Source organism: Polaromonas eurypsychrophila, assembly GCF_014641715.1.
GTDB lineage: Bacteria > Pseudomonadota > Gammaproteobacteria > Burkholderiales > Burkholderiaceae_C > Polaromonas > Polaromonas eurypsychrophila.
The window spans coordinates 133366-147133 of the sequence record NZ_BMIG01000006.1 but is presented as its reverse complement, the minus strand read 5'-3'; the positions used below and the strand labels follow the sequence as shown (position 1 = coordinate 147133).

12 protein-coding genes are annotated in these 13768 nt (G+C 63.5%); 10 read left to right on the top strand and 2 right to left on the bottom strand.

What is annotated here, in order from left to right; all coding sequences use genetic code 11:
• Window positions 1–194: 194 nt before the first annotated feature.
• Window positions 195–2471, top strand: coding sequence for a ribonuclease R (gene rnr, locus IEX16_RS10260; RefSeq protein WP_229676299.1), 2277 nt, complete (start codon window positions 195–197; stop codon window positions 2469–2471).
• 6 nt (window positions 2472–2477) lie between these two features.
• On the top strand, window positions 2478–3047 hold the full coding sequence (locus IEX16_RS10255; RefSeq protein WP_188708390.1) for a YggT family protein: 570 nt from the start codon (window positions 2478–2480) through the stop codon (window positions 3045–3047).
• Here the strand turns inward: IEX16_RS10255 and IEX16_RS10250 are convergent.
• Window positions 2994–4559 carry an NAD(P)H-hydrate dehydratase gene (locus tag IEX16_RS10250; protein ID WP_188708389.1) on the bottom strand — a complete coding sequence of 522 codons (1566 nt, stop codon included), beginning with the start codon at window positions 4557–4559 and terminating at the stop codon, window positions 2994–2996. The two genes, IEX16_RS10255 and IEX16_RS10250, sit on opposite strands and share 54 nt — an antisense overlap.
• 26 nt (window positions 4560–4585) lie before the next feature.
• Window positions 4586–5848: a D-amino acid dehydrogenase gene (locus IEX16_RS10245; RefSeq protein WP_188708388.1), complete on the bottom strand. Its 1263-nt coding sequence runs from the start codon at window positions 5846–5848 to the stop codon at window positions 4586–4588.
• 353 nt (window positions 5849–6201) lie between these two features.
• Here IEX16_RS10245 and rpsB point away from each other — a divergent pair, with 353 nt between their 5' ends.
• The 8 genes from rpsB to rseP all read left to right on the top strand — a co-directional run bounded on the left by rpsB (window position 6202) and on the right by rseP (window position 13759).
• Window positions 6202–6954 carry a 30S ribosomal protein S2 gene (gene rpsB, locus IEX16_RS10240; protein WP_188708387.1) on the top strand — a complete coding sequence of 251 codons (753 nt, stop codon included), beginning with the start codon at window positions 6202–6204 and terminating at the stop codon, window positions 6952–6954.
• A gap of 115 nt (window positions 6955–7069) precedes the next feature.
• Window positions 7070–7981, top strand: a complete 912-nt coding sequence (gene tsf / locus IEX16_RS10235; protein WP_188708386.1) for a translation elongation factor Ts — start codon at window positions 7070–7072, stop codon at window positions 7979–7981.
• A 64-nt stretch (window positions 7982–8045) separates the two neighbouring features.
• Window positions 8046–8756, top strand: coding sequence for a UMP kinase (gene pyrH / locus IEX16_RS10230; RefSeq protein ID WP_188708385.1), 711 nt, complete (start codon window positions 8046–8048; stop codon window positions 8754–8756).
• A 64-nt stretch (window positions 8757–8820) separates the two neighbouring features.
• The gene (gene frr / locus IEX16_RS10225) at window positions 8821–9381 is read left to right on the top strand and encodes a ribosome recycling factor (RefSeq protein WP_188708384.1); all 561 of its coding nucleotides are present in this window, start codon (window positions 8821–8823) and stop codon (window positions 9379–9381) included.
• A 143-nt stretch (window positions 9382–9524) separates the two neighbouring features.
• Window positions 9525–10268, top strand: a complete 744-nt coding sequence (uppS, locus tag IEX16_RS10220; protein ID WP_188708383.1) for a polyprenyl diphosphate synthase — start codon at window positions 9525–9527, stop codon at window positions 10266–10268.
• The gene (locus IEX16_RS10215; protein WP_188708382.1) at window positions 10268–11104 is read left to right on the top strand and encodes a phosphatidate cytidylyltransferase; all 837 of its coding nucleotides are present in this window, start codon (window positions 10268–10270) and stop codon (window positions 11102–11104) included. The genes uppS and IEX16_RS10215 overlap by 1 nt, the downstream gene beginning before the upstream one ends.
• 92 nt (window positions 11105–11196) lie before the next feature.
• On the top strand, window positions 11197–12378 hold the full coding sequence (locus IEX16_RS10210; protein ID WP_188708381.1) for a 1-deoxy-D-xylulose-5-phosphate reductoisomerase: 1182 nt from the start codon (window positions 11197–11199) through the stop codon (window positions 12376–12378).
• Window positions 12379–12391: 13 nt separating this feature from the next.
• On the top strand, window positions 12392–13759 hold the full coding sequence (gene rseP, locus IEX16_RS10205) for an RIP metalloprotease RseP (protein WP_188708380.1): 1368 nt from the start codon (window positions 12392–12394) through the stop codon (window positions 13757–13759).
• The last annotated feature ends 9 nt before the right edge of the window (window positions 13760–13768 follow it).

Genomic DNA, 13768 nt, shown 5'->3' with positions numbered 1-13768 from the left:
CCATTACGGAATGAATTTCCAGGGGCGGACTTCAAAAATTTTCTCTCATGTTGCAGCCTTTTTGGCTGCCCCCATGTAAGGCAGAAGGGGAACGCCAACGGGCGCGTTTTTTGCTGATTTCCGACAACCAATCATCTCAAGAAAAGAGATCACTTATCAAAACGACCACTCAAAGCACCGGCCAGGGCGCCGGGCTGCTTGCCGAATTTGAAGGCACCGTTTCGGGCCACCGTGATGGCCACGGTTTTGTACAGCGCGATGACGGCGAGGCCGACATCTATTTGCCGCCCAACGAAATGCGCGCCGTGCTGCACAAGGACCGTGTCAAGGCGCGCATCGTGCGGCATGACCGCAAGAACCGTCCCGAGGGTCGCGTCACGGAAATCATCGAGCGCTCGTCCAACCCCATCATCGGCCGGCTGCTGCAGGAAAGCGGTGTATGGCTGGTGGCGCCCGAAGACAAGCGTTACGGTCAGGACGTGCTGATACCCAAAGGGGCGACTGGTACCGCCAAGTCGGGCCAGATTGTGGTGGTCCAGCTGACTGAGCCGCCGGCCTTGTTTGGCCAGCCGGTCGGACGCGTCAAGGAAGTGCTCGGCGAGATCGACGACCCCGGCATGGAGATTGAAATCGCGGTGCGCAAGTACGGTGTGCCGCACGAGTTCAGTGACGCGGCGCTGGCGCTGGCCCGGACCCTGCCGGACTCCGTACGACCCGCCGACAAAAAACACCGTGTGGACATCAGCGACGTTCCGCTGGTCACCATCGACGGCGAAGATGCGCGTGACTTTGATGATGCGGTGTATTGTGAGCCCGCCAAGGTCGGCCGCGGCAAGGGATGGCGCCTGCTGGTGGCGATTGCGGATGTGAGCCACTACGTGGAAACTGGCAGCGCGATCGACGTGGACGCCTACGACCGCGCCACCAGCGTGTATTTTCCGCGCCGCGTCATCCCCATGCTGCCGGAAAAACTCTCCAACGGCCTGTGTTCGCTGAACCCCCATGTCGAGCGCCTGTGCATGGTCTGCGACATGCTGGTCAATGCCAAGGGCGAGGTCCACGCCTACCAGTTCTACCCGGCCGTCATGTTCAGTCATGCCCGTTTCACCTACACCGAGGTCGCGGCCATTCTGGCCAATACGCGCGGTCCGGAAGCGGCGCAGCGCAAGGCCCTGGTGCCACATCTGCTGGACCTGCACGATGTCTATCAGGCGCTGCTCAAGGAGCGCAGCGTGCGTGGCGCTGTGGACTTCGAAACCACCGAAACCCAGATTGTTTGCGATGACGCAGGCCGCATCGAAAAAATCGTGCCGCGCACGCGCAACGTCGCGCACCGGCTGATCGAGGAATCCATGTTGGCGGCCAACGTGTGTTCGGCCGACTACATCTCGCAGAGCAAGCACGTGGGCCTGTTCCGGGTGCATGAAGGCCCGACGCCCGAGAAAAAGGACATGCTGAGAAACTACCTCAAGGCCATCGGCCTGGGAATGACAATCAGCGACGACCCGAGCCCCGGTGAGTTCCAGCAGATCGCGGTGGCCACCAAGGACAGGCCGGACGCGCAGCAAATCCATTCGATGCTGCTGCGCTCCATGCAGCAGGCGATTTACACGCCGATGAACAACGGCCACTTCGGCCTGGCTTACGAGGCCTACACGCATTTCACCAGCCCGATCCGTCGCTACCCCGACTTGCTGGTGCACCGTGTCATCAAGGCCATCCTTAACCAGAAGACTTACCAGTTGCCGACCCTGCCCACCCCCGGCGAAGCCGAGGCCAAGCTGTCCAAGCGGCTGGCATCGCGGGTCAGCGACCCGACGCAAAAGCCGAAAAAATTCAGCGTGGACCAGCTGGCCTGGCTGGCCGCAGGCCTGCATTGCAGCGCCAACGAGCGCCGTGCTGACGAGGCCAGTCGCGATGTCGAAGCCTGGCTCAAATGCAAATACATGCGTGAGCACCTGGGCGAGGAGTTTGGCGGCGTGGTCACGTCGGCTGCCGGCTTCGGCATCTTCGTCACGCTGGACGCGATGTATGTCGAGGGCCTGGTGCACATCACCGAACTGGGCGGCGAGTACTTCCGCTTTGACGAGGCGCGCCAGGAGCTGCGCGGTGAACGCACCGGCATTCGTTATGCCATCGGCACACGGGTCCGGGTGCAGGTCAGCCGGGTTGACCTGGATGGGCGCAAGATCGATTTCCGCCTGGTCCGCGAGGGCGAGGAGTTGCTAACCCGTGCCATGAAGGACAAGACCGGCGGGCGCAGTACCGACCTGCCGGAGCAGGAGCGCGGCGCAAACCGCAGCTCGGGTGAACCGCGTGGCGACAAGCGAAGCGGGCCGGGCGCCGGCGGACGCGGCAGCAGCGCCGGCGGCAGTCGCGCGGCGGTCTCGCCGATCCAGGCGCTCAAGGCGGCGGTCAAGAAATCGGCCAGCAGTGCCGGCCGCAAGTCCAGCAAAAAACCGAGGCGCTGAGCCGCCATGCTGATCCGTATTCTGGCCTTTTTGCTTGAGACGCTTTTCTTCGTGCTGATCGGAGCGGCCTTGCTGCGCGCCTGGATGAACTACCAGCGCATCAACATGCGCGCCCAGCCCGGCACCTTCGTGATGGCCGTGAGCGACTGGCTCGTCAAGCCCCTGCGGCGTGTGCTGCCCAAAGCGGTGGCGCAGTCGCGTGTGGACTGGGCCAGCGTGCTGGCTGCTTTTGTGCTGGCGCTTCTGTTCGCCCTGCTGAGCGCGCTGCTGATCGGTGCGCTGTCGGGTGGTCTCGAGGGCATGGTGGACCTGAATGTCATGCTGCTGCCGGCGCTGCTGCTTGCCGCGCTGAAGATGCTGCTGCGTGTCGCCCTGCAGGTGGCCTTTGTGGCCGTGCTGGCGTTTGCCATCATTTCCTGGGTGCAGCCCGGCTCGGCGATGTATGTCCTGCTGGGCCGCCTGACCGAGCCCTTACTGGCGCCGTTGCGTCGGGTGATTCCGCAGATTGGCGGCGTGGACCTGTCAGCGCTGGTGCTGCTGTTGCTGCTGCAGATCGGGCTGATGATCCTGGGCTAACAGGCAAGCAGTCAGCACCTGTCCCGGGTGGCTGGTCGTCCAGTCATCGGCCAGTTGGCCATGTCGGAACACCGTTCTGCAGGCGGCCTCAAAGGCCGGCAGCCCGGCGGCCAAGGCGGCGCCCAGCATGCCGGCGAGCACATCGCCGGTGCCGGCCGTGGCCAGACGCGCATTGCCGGTGGGGTTGATCACCGGAATTTCCCCGGGGGCGGTGATTACCGTGCCCGATCCCTTGAGCAGCACGACACACTGAAATTGTGCCGCCACCCGGTTTGCCGCATCCAGGCGATCCGCCTGCACGGCTGCCGTGGTGCTGCCCAGCAGGCGCGCGGCCTCGAGCGGGTGCGGACTCAGGATGGTGTGCCAGCCCCGGGCGGCGCGGGTGCGGAGCAGGGCTCGCAGGGATGTGTCGCTTGCCACCGCGTTGAGACCATCGGCGTCGAGTACCAGGGCTTTTGCTCTCGACAGGATTTTGGGCAGTACAGTGGCGACTGCATCGCCGCCGCCGCAACCGCAAACCACGACCTGCTCAGCCAGGTCCAGGGCGTCCAGGCTGCGAAACATCAGCTCCGGTTGCTGCGGGTCCACCGTCAGGCTTGGGCTACCGAGCAGGGCGACAAACACCCGGCCGGCGCCGGCATGCAGGGCCGCACGGCCGGCCAGCAAGGCAGCGCCAGCCATGTGGCTTGTGCCTGCGGACGCGCCGCCGACGATGGCCACATCGCCGAATGTGCCCTTGTGGCTGAGGTGGCGGGCTCGGTCGCGGCCGAAGGTGCCGGTGCGGTCCTGTCCCGCCAGCCAGGCGTCGGGCGTCAGGTCGGGCAGTGCGGCAATGCTCAAGTCATCCCACCAGACCTGGCCTGCCAGGTCGCGACCGGCGGCGGTGAATAAACCTGGCTTCAAGGTCAAAAAGCTCAAGCAAAATCGGGCTCCAGCCCTTTCCTGGTAGGGGTGAGCAGCTATGAATTCAGGAGCTATGTCGGTGCCCCTGTCGGCCTCCAGGCCGCTCGGGATGTCGAGTGCCAGCACGGGCTGACGGCTGCTGCGCAGGAGGTGCAGCCACTGATCCAGTGGTCCTGTGGGTACTCCGCTGGCTTGCGGCGTGCCACCTATGCCCAGCAGGGCATCGATGGCGAAGTCCCAGTCCGGCGGCGGGGTGTCGGCAAATGGCACGCCCGCAGCGCGTGCCAGCTGCAGCGAGGCCAGCGCGTCGGCGGGTAGCTTGCCCGCGCGTTCGTTTCGTTCGCCCAACCAGGTGACCGTGACGGTTTTCCCCCCCTGGTGCAGGTGCATGGCTGCTTCCAGGCCGTCACCACCATTGTTGCCGGTCCCGCAGGCGATCCAGACTTGCTGCGCATGCGGCGCCAGCGCCAGCGTGAGACGTGCCGCAGCCAGCCCTGCTCGCTGCATCAGTGTGTGCGGGGGCAGCGCCGCTGCAGCCTGCTGCTCCAGCCGGCGGGTCGCAGCCACGCCATACAGCGGAAGGGTGAGGGCGGTGGAGAGTTTTTGCATGGCCCGATTGTGCGATTTTTGCGTTGTTAGCGCGTGAGTCGCCCGACGTCGAACCCGTCCATGTCTATTGCTGGCGTTATGCCGCCCACTAGGTCAGCGACTGCTCTGGCGCTGCCACAACTGAGGGCCCAGCCGCTGGAGCCATGGCCCAGGTTGAGCCACAGGCCAGGCAGGCCGCTGGCACCGATGATGGGCGGGCCGTCCGGCAGCATGGGGCGGGCGCCTTTCCATTCCTGCACGCTGGCGCCTGTGTTTGATGTGTGGGCTGCACCCGGAAACCAGTCTTGCAGCACCTTGTACAGCGTCTGCACCGAGGCCGCGCGTTTTTTGTCGGGGCAGCCGCCGATCTCTGCACTGCCCGCGACGCGCACGCGGTTGCCCAGCCGCGAGATGGCGACCTTGTAGCGTTCGTCCATCAGTGCGCTGCGCGGCGCGTTCAGCGGCTCGCGGATCGGCGCGCTGATCGAGTAGCCGTACACCGCCGCAAGCGGAATCTTCAGGCCTAGCGGCCTGAGGAGACGCGCCGACGCCAGGCTGGCACACAGCACCACCGCGTCGAAACTGCGCGGGGTGGTCTCACCTGCTATCAAAAAAGTAGCTGACTGCTTACTATCCATATGGGCTACTGCTTTGTTGAACTCGAAATTGACACCCAGTCGCTGGGCGTCGGTCTTGAGCAGCAGCGCAAACTGGCGGCAGTTGGCGACTTCGTCATCGGGCAGGTGCACCGCGCCCAGCAAGCCCGTGTCCGGGTTCAAGGCCGGCTCGATCTTGCGTGCCTCGTCGCTACCGATCTGCCGGAAGCTGACGCCGGCGTCGCGCAGCACCTGCAGGCCGGGCTCCACCATGCGGGCGTCGGCTTCGCCACGCAGCAGCACCAGGTAACCGGGGCTGCGGTCGTACTCGAGCTGCCGGTCGGCGGTGATCTGGTGCAGGCGTTCCCGGCTGTAAAAAGCCAGGCGCTGCAGCCGGGCGCGGTTGGCGAGGTAGGTCTCCAGCCGGCAGGCGCGCCACCATTTCCAGATCCAGGCCAGCTCGCTGCCGGACAGTGGCAGGCCCAGTGCGACCGGGGCGTGGCGACTGAACAGGTGGCTGAGCACCTTGCGAGGCATGCCCGGCGCGGCCCAGGGGGTGACGTAGCCGGGCGCGACCACGCCGGCGTTTGCGAAGCTGCCTTCCTCAGCAGCAGCACCGCGGCGCTCGAACACGGTGACTTCATGGCCGTCCATGGCCAGTTCCCAGGCGGTGGTGATGCCGATGACGCCGGCGCCTATGACGGCGACTTTCACGGCCTGAGCCGGCGTCTACCGGGAGAAATCGAGGGGGTCAGGGGAGAAGGCATGGTTTCCTGGTTAAATCGAGTCGTAGCCCATGTCAGACGGGCATGGACAGCTATCTTTTTTATAGTAAGGATGAAACGGGCGGGACGATGGCTTGGGTGGGCCTCCCCCATATGGCGGGCGGTCCGGTGGCCCTGCTCAGGTGGCGGGATGTTATACTCAGCGGGTTGTACGAAAGGCTGTCCGGCCGTTCGCGCAATAAATCGCAAATCAGCCGTTCAAGGTGTTGCCTTCGGGACTTATGCAAATGAGCCCTTCAGGCGATAAGCGCTGATTTTAGACACAACCTTTGGAGTATCTCTATGTCAACAAGCATGCGTGAAATGCTGGAAGCCGGCGTCCATTTCGGTCACCAAACCCGCTTCTGGAATCCCAAGATGGCCCCGTATATCTTCGGCCATCGCAACCGTATCCACATCATCAACCTCGAAAAATCGCTCCCGATGTTCGAGGACGCGATGAAGTTCGCCAAGCAACTGTCCGCCAACCGCGGCACCATTTTGATGGTTGGTACCAAGCGCCAGGCCCGTGAACTGGTTTCCGCTGAAGCCAAACGCGCCGGCGTGCCTTTTGTCGATCAGCGCTGGCTGGGCGGCATGCTGACCAACTTCAAGACGGTCAAGACCTCGATCAAGCGCCTCAAGGAAATGAAGGCCCAGCAGGAAGTTGGCCTTGACTCCCTGAGCAAGAAAGAGCAGCTGACCTTCAAGCGCGAAATGGAAAAGCTGGAAAAAGACATAGGCGGCATCCAGGACATGAATGCGTTGCCTGACGCGATTTTCGTGATCGACGTGGGCTTCCACAACATCTGCATCCTGGAAGCCAAGAAGCTGGGCATCCCGCTGATCGGCGTGGTTGACTCCAACCACTCGCCCATCGGCATCGACTACGTGATCCCCGGCAACGACGACTCGTCCAAGGCGGTGGCCCTGTATGCACGCGGCATCGCCGACGCCATCATCGAAGGCCGCGCTAGCGCCGGCAATGAAGTCGTCAAGATGGTTTCCGCCGAAAGCACCGACGAATTCGTCGAAGTGGAAAACGCCGCTGCCTGATCGGCCCGGCCCTGCGCCTGACGCGAAAAAGGGGCTCGCGTAGCCCCTTTTTTACAGCCTTGTCCAAAGGCACCTGTATTTATTTGAAGTCAACACGACACACGGAGAACCGAAGATGGCAATCACAGCAAGCATGGTCGCAGAACTGCGCGCAAAAACCGACGCACCGATGATGGAGTGCAAGAAAGCCCTGACCGAAGCCGAAGGCAATTTCGAAAAAGCCGAGGAAATCCTGCGCGTCAAGCTGGGCAACAAGGCTGGCAAGGCCGCTTCCCGCATCACCGCTGAGGGCGTGATCGCTTATCACAGCGAAGGCGGCACCGGCGCGCTGGTCGAGATCAACTGCGAAACCGACTTTGTCACCAAGAACGACAGCTTTCTGGCTTTCACCGACGCGGTCGCCAAGGGTATCGTCAACAACAACCCCGCGGACGTTGCCGCTGTCGGTGCTATGCCCCTGAGCCTGGACGGTTTCGGCCCGACGGTGGAAGACGTTCGCAAGGGCCTGATCGGCAAGATCGGCGAGAACATGTCGGTGCGCCGCTTCAAGCGTTTCGAAGGCAGCGCGCTGGCTTCTTACCTGCACGGCACGCGCATCGGCGTGGTGGTCGAGTTTGACGGCGACGAGACCGCCGCCAAGGATGTGGCCATGCATGTGGCCGCCATGAAACCGGTGTCGCTGTCTGGCGACCAGGTGCCGGCCGAACTGGTGGCGCGTGAGCGTTCCGTGGCTGCCGCCAAGGCCGCCGAAGACGCGGCTGTGGCAACTGCCGCCGGCAAACCGGTGCAGTCTCCCGAAATTGTTGCCAAGCGTATCGAAGGCGGCGTGCAGAAGTACCTCAAGGAAGTCAGCCTGTTCAACCAGTCCTTCGTCAAGAACGACAAGCAGACCGTCGAGCAGATGCTCAAGGAAAAAGGCACCAGCGTGAAGTCTTTCACCCTGTACGTCGTTGGCGAAGGCATCGAGAAAAAGGTGGACGATTTCGCTGCCGAAGTGGCTGCCCAGATCGCCGCCGCCAAAGGCTGATCCTGCCCCATTGACCCGGAAGGCCGCTAAACTTACGCCCATAAAAACGACAGGAACTTCCCTCATGCCAGCCTACAAGCGAATCTTGTTGAAACTTTCAGGTGAAGCCTTGATGGGAGACGATGCCTTCGGCATCAACCGCGCGACGATTGTGCGCATGGTTGAGGAAATTGCCGAGGTCACGCGCATGGGTGTGGAAGTCGCCGTCGTGATCGGCGGCGGCAACATTTTTCGCGGTGTGGCGGGCGGCTCGGTCGGCATGGACCGCGCCACGGCTGACTACATGGGCATGCTGGCCACCGTGATGAATGCGCTGGCCCTGGGCGATACCATGGACAAGGCCGGCCTCACGCCGCGTGTCATGTCGGCCATCGGCATCGAGCGTATCGTCGAGCCTTATGTTCGGCCCAAGGCGCTGCAATACCTGGAAGAAGGCAAGGTCGTGATTTTTGCAGCCGGAACCGGCAATCCGTTTTTCACGACCGACACCGCTGCCGCCCTGCGTGGCGCGGAAATTGGCGCGGAAATCGTGCTCAAAGCCACCAAGGTGGATGGTGTCTACAGCGCCGATCCGAAGAAAGACCCGTCGGCAACGCGTTACACCAACATCACGTTTGACGAGGTCATCGGCAAGAACCTGGAAGTGATGGACGCCACGGCCTTCGCGCTGTGCCGCGACCAGAAGCTGCCGATCAAGATCTTCAGCATTTTCAAACACGGCGCCCTCAAGCGCGTGGTGCAGGGTGAGGACGAGGGAACGCTGGTTCACGTCTGAGACTTCGGGCCGCTGCGGCCCTTCGCAACTTTTGCAAAAACAAGATTCCTCCGGAGACTCCATCATGAGCATTACTGATATCAAGAGCAGCACCGAGCAGAAAATGCAGCAGTCGCTGGAATCCTTCAAGCAGTCGCTGACCAAGATACGCACCGGCCGCGCCAACCCCGGCCTGCTGGACACCGTCCAGGTGGACTACTACGGCGCCATGGTGCCGATCAGCCAGGTGGCCAATGTCTCGCTGCTCGATGCACGCACCATCAGCGTGTCGCCCTGGGAAAAGGGCATGGGCGCCAAGATTGAAAAAGCCATCCGTGATTCCGACCTCGGGCTCAATCCAGCCACCCAGGGCGACCTGATTCGCGTGCCGATGCCCGCCATGACCGAAGAGCGCCGCAAGGAGCTGACCAAAATCGTGCGGGGAGAGGGCGAACATGCCAAGGTCGCGATCCGCAACCTGCGCCGTGACGCCAACGACGGCGTCAAGAAACTCGTCAAGGAAAAGCTGGCCTCGGAAGACGACGAGCGCCGCGCCCATGATGAGGTCCAGAAATCCACCGACCGTTTTATTGCAGATGTCGACAAGCTGGTCGCTGGCAAGGAACAAGACATCATGGCGGTGTAGATTGCCCCCACGTTCGCTCGCTCCGCGTAGCTCTCTGCCCCTCGAGGGGGCCGCTGCGCCTGCGGCCCGGCGAAGCCGGTTCCGCGGCCCCTGCTTGAAAAGACCGTCCCCACGCTCGCTCAGCGCAGCGACTGATCGCTGACATGATCGCTCCAAGCCTCACTACCGTTCCGCACCACCTTGCCATCGTGATGGACGGCAACGGCCGCTGGGCGACCAAACGTTTTTTGCCGCGCGTGGCCGGCCATCAACAGGGCGTGAGCGCGCTGAGCCGTTGCGTGAAAGCCTGCATGGCACGCGGCATCGCTGTACTAACCGTGTTTGCGTTTTCATCCGAAAATTGGAACCGTCCAGCCGAGGAAGTCTCCGGCCTGATGGAGCTGCTGGCGCTGTCGCTGGCGCGCGAGGTTCCCTCACTCAAGGCCAACGGCGTGCAACTGCATTTTGTGGGCGAGCGCCAGCAGCTCTCAGACAAGGTTCGGGCAGGGCTGGTGCAGGCCGAGGCGGCGACGGCAGACAACAACCGCCTGGTCCTCAATGTGTGTTTCAACTACGGCGGACGCTGGGACATCGCCCAGGCCGCGCGCAAGCTGGCCGCCGGCGGCCAGGAAATCACCGAGATGGCACTGGACCGCGCGCTGTCCCTGGCCCATGTGCCGGACCCGGACCTGGTGATACGCACCGGCGGCGAGCTGCGTATCAGCAATTTTCTGCTCTGGCAGGCGGCGTATTCCGAGCTGCATTTCTCCGACAAACTCTGGCCTGATTTTGACGATACTGCGCTCGATGAAGCGATTGCCGTTTATGCCAGCCGTGAGCGGCGCTTCGGCAAGACGTCCGGCCAGATCACCCCCGGCCCCAAAAAAACCACCGTGAAGGCCGCCTGATGCTCAAGCAACGCGTGATCACCGCCATCGTGCTGCTGGCCATTTTGCTGCCGGCACTGTTTTACCCGACACCGATTCCGTTTTCTGTCCTCGCCGTGGTGCTGATTGCTGCCGGCGCCTGGGAGTGGGGGCGCCTGAACGGCTACGGTCCTATTGCCTCGCTGGTCGCCGGCTTCGCCTGTGTGGTGCTGTGCGCCATGTCTTGGGACCTCGGCATGCTCGATCAGCCTCTGCCGCTGCTGTGGCGGCTGGCAGGCGCAGCCTGGGTGCTGGTCGGCGCCTGGCTGCTGCGCAGTGGTGTGGCCGGGTGGCCGCGCATTCCGCGAACACTGCGCCTGGTGGTGGGCGTGCTGGCCCTGTGGCTGGCTTGGCTGGCGGTGGCGCAGGCACGCGTTATTGGCATCGAGTTCCTGCTGTCGCTGCTGCTGCTGGTCTGGGTGGCCGATATCGGCGCCTACTTTGCCGGCAAAGGCTTGGGCGGGCGTTTCAGCAAAGGCAAACTGGCGCCGGCCATCAGTCCGGGCAAAAGCTGGGAGGGTGTCTGGGGCGGCATGGTGGGCGTGCTGGTGCTTTGCATCGCCTGGGTGGCGCTGGACAGCACCGGGCAGAGTCTTTACGCGCGGCTGGCCGCGCAGTACGGCCTGCCGGTGACTCTGCTGGCCATGATTTTTCTCGCCGCCTTCAGCGTGGTCGGCGACCTGGTCGAGTCCCTGGTCAAGCGCAGTGCCGGCGCCAAGGATTCCAGCGGTCTGTTGCCTGGCCACGGCGGCGTGCTGGACCGCGTCGATGCGCTGGTGCCGGTGCTGCCGCTGGCCTTGATGCTGGTCACGGTCTGAGATATGGCTCCCACGCTTGTCGCTTTGCATACTCCGCCGCCCCCCGGCTGGGGGCTCGCGCTTTGGGGCGGCCCGGCGTCGCTCGATTCGCCATGAAAAAACAGAGGGTCACGGTTTTGGGCTCGACCGGGTCGGTCGGCGCCAACACACTCGACGTGATCGCCGGCCATCCGGACCGCTTCGAGGTGTTCGCCCTCAGCGCCTCCACGCAAACCGAATTGATGCTGGCGCAATGCCTGCGCTTCAGGCCGAGTTATGCTGTCATGGCGAGCACGCCGCACGGTCGCAATCTGGCTGAGAAGTTGAAGGCAAATGGACTCTCAACCCATGTCCTGCTTGGAGAAGATGCTCTCGAAACCATAGCGTCTGACGAGCGTGTCGACATTGTGATGGCGGCCATCGTCGGCGCTGCAGGTCTGCGCGCCTGCATGGCGGCCGCTCATGCCGGCAAACGCCTGCTGCTGGCCAACAAGGAAGCCCTGGTGGTGGGCGGCGAGGTGTTCATGCAGGCGGTGCGCGAGGGAGGGGCACAACTGCTCCCTATTGACAGCGAGCATTCAGCCATCTTTCAGTCCCTGCCCGAAGATCCGGCGGCTTGGGCCGAACGTATCGACAAGATCATCCTGACGGCGTCCGGTGGGCCGTTTCGCACGCGCACGCCGGCCAGCCTGCGCGATGTCACGCCGGACGAGGCCTGCGCCCACCCGAACTGGGTCATGGGCCGGAAGATTTCGGTGGACTCGGCCACCATGATGAACAAGGCGCTCGAGGTGATCGAGGCGCGTTTCCTGTTCGGCTTGACGCCAGCGCAGATCGAGGTGGTGATTCACCCGCAGAGCATCATCCATTCCATGGTGCAGTATCGCGACACCTCGGTGATGGCCCAGCTCGGCACACCCGACATGCGGGTTCCCATTGCCTACGGCCTGGCCTGGCCGGGGCGCATCAGCTCGGGCGCCCCGGCGCTCGACTTTCGCGCGCTTGCCACCATGACTTTCTCGGTCCCCGACGACGCCCTGTTTCCCGGCCTGCCGCTGGCTTGGGAAGTGCTCGACGCGCCCGCAGGCACTACGGCGGTGCTCAATGCGGCCAATGAAGTGGCCGTCGCCGCCTTTCTTGAAAAACGGATACGCTTTGACCAGATTCATGCCGTGAATCGCGCGACGCTTGATGCAGTCACTGCGCCCTGTATTTGCGGCATCGGCGACCTGCTGGCACTGGACCAGCAGTCGCGCGCGGTGGCGACAAGCCTGGCCGCCAAGTTGACAAACTGATCGGAGTATTGCCATGCTGACCCTGGTCGCCTTTGTTGTTGCACTCGGTATCCTGATCGCCATCCATGAGTATGGCCACTACCGCGTGGCCGTCGCCTGCGGTGTCAAGGTGCTGAAGTTCTCGGTGGGTTTTGGTAAACCGATCTACACCTGGCGGCTGAAGAATCGCCCGACAGAGTTTTCCATCGGCATGTTGCCGCTGGGCGGCTACGTCAAGATGCTGGACGAGCGCGAGGGCCCGGTCGATCCGGCGGAGCGTCATCTGGCTTTCAACAACCGTCCGCTGGGCGCGCGTGCAGCGATTGTGGCCGCCGGGCCCGCCGCCAATCTGCTGCTGGCTATCGTGCTGTATGCCGTCGTCAACTGGAGCGGCATGCAGGAGCCTCAGGCGGTGTTGGCCAGTCCGGTCGCCGGCTCCATCGCCGAGCGCGCCGGTCTGCGGGGCGGCGAACGCGTTCAACAGGCCGCCTTTGAGGGCGAATCCATGGAAGAGGTTCGTTCCTTCGAGGACCTGCGCTGGCGCCTGACCCGCGCGGCCCTGGGCGGGCGCGATGTGCGTCTGCAGGTCACCGACGGCGGCGGCGAGTCCACCAGCGGCGGTGTCGCGGCCACACGCAGTGTGCTGCTGCCGCTGGGCCAGCTCAACGCGGCCGATGCCGACGCGCAACTTTTCAGGAAGATCGGCATTCTGGGCCCCTGGACGCAGGCGGTGATTGGCGAGGTCATGCCGGGCGGTGCAGCAGAAAAATCGGGCTTGCGCACCAATGATGTGGTCCAGCGCGTCGGCGGACGGGTCATTGTGGACGGCCAGCAACTGCGCGAAACCATACGCGCCTCCAAAGGTGCGCAGAGCTGGCAGATCCTCCGGGGCGGGCAAGCCCTGCAGGTGCAGGTCACGCCGGAGATGCGTCAGGAGGGCGATCAGTCGATAGGACGTATCGGCGCTTACGTCGGTACGCCGCCGGCGCTGGTGACCGTGCGGTACGGGCCGCTGGATGGGCTGTGGAACGGCGCGGTTCGCACCTGGGAGGTGTCGGTGCTGACGCTCAAGATGATGGGCAAGATGCTGATCGGCGAGGCGTCTCTGAAAAACCTCAGCGGGCCGCTGACGATTGCCGACTATGCTGGCAAGTCGGCCAGCATTGGCTGGAGTGCTTACCTGCTGTTTCTGGCGCTGATCAGCGTCAGTCTGGGGGTGCTGAATTTACTGCCACTGCCGGTTCTGGACGGTGGGCACCTGATGTATTATCTTTGGGAGGCGATCACCGGCAAGAGCGTGTCTGACGCTTGGATGGACCGGTTGCAACGCGGTGGCGTTGCCATTCTGCTGGGCATGATGTCTGTTGCCCTGTTTAATGATGTCACCCGGCTTTTGGGTTAATTCCATATT

What these genes read in the sequence shown, in the direction of transcription:
- IEX16_RS10255 (WP_188708390.1), top strand. Translation starts at nt 2,478, where the DNA reads ATGCTGATCCGTATTCTGGCCTTTTTGCTTGAGACGCTTTTCTTCGTG.
- IEX16_RS10250 (WP_188708389.1), bottom strand. Translation starts at nt 4,559, where the DNA reads ATGCAAAAACTCTCCACCGCCCTCACCCTTCCGCTGTATGGCGTGGCT.
- rpsB (WP_188708387.1), top strand. Translation starts at nt 6,202, where the DNA reads ATGTCAACAAGCATGCGTGAAATGCTGGAAGCCGGCGTCCATTTCGGT.
- tsf (WP_188708386.1), top strand. Translation starts at nt 7,070, where the DNA reads ATGGCAATCACAGCAAGCATGGTCGCAGAACTGCGCGCAAAAACCGAC.
- pyrH (WP_188708385.1), top strand. Translation starts at nt 8,046, where the DNA reads ATGCCAGCCTACAAGCGAATCTTGTTGAAACTTTCAGGTGAAGCCTTG.
- frr (WP_188708384.1), top strand. Translation starts at nt 8,821, where the DNA reads ATGAGCATTACTGATATCAAGAGCAGCACCGAGCAGAAAATGCAGCAG.
- uppS (WP_188708383.1), top strand. Translation starts at nt 9,525, where the DNA reads ATGATCGCTCCAAGCCTCACTACCGTTCCGCACCACCTTGCCATCGTG.
- IEX16_RS10215 (WP_188708382.1), top strand. Translation starts at nt 10,268, where the DNA reads ATGCTCAAGCAACGCGTGATCACCGCCATCGTGCTGCTGGCCATTTTG.
- IEX16_RS10210 (WP_188708381.1), top strand. Translation starts at nt 11,197, where the DNA reads ATGAAAAAACAGAGGGTCACGGTTTTGGGCTCGACCGGGTCGGTCGGC.
- rseP (WP_188708380.1), top strand. Translation starts at nt 12,392, where the DNA reads ATGCTGACCCTGGTCGCCTTTGTTGTTGCACTCGGTATCCTGATCGCC.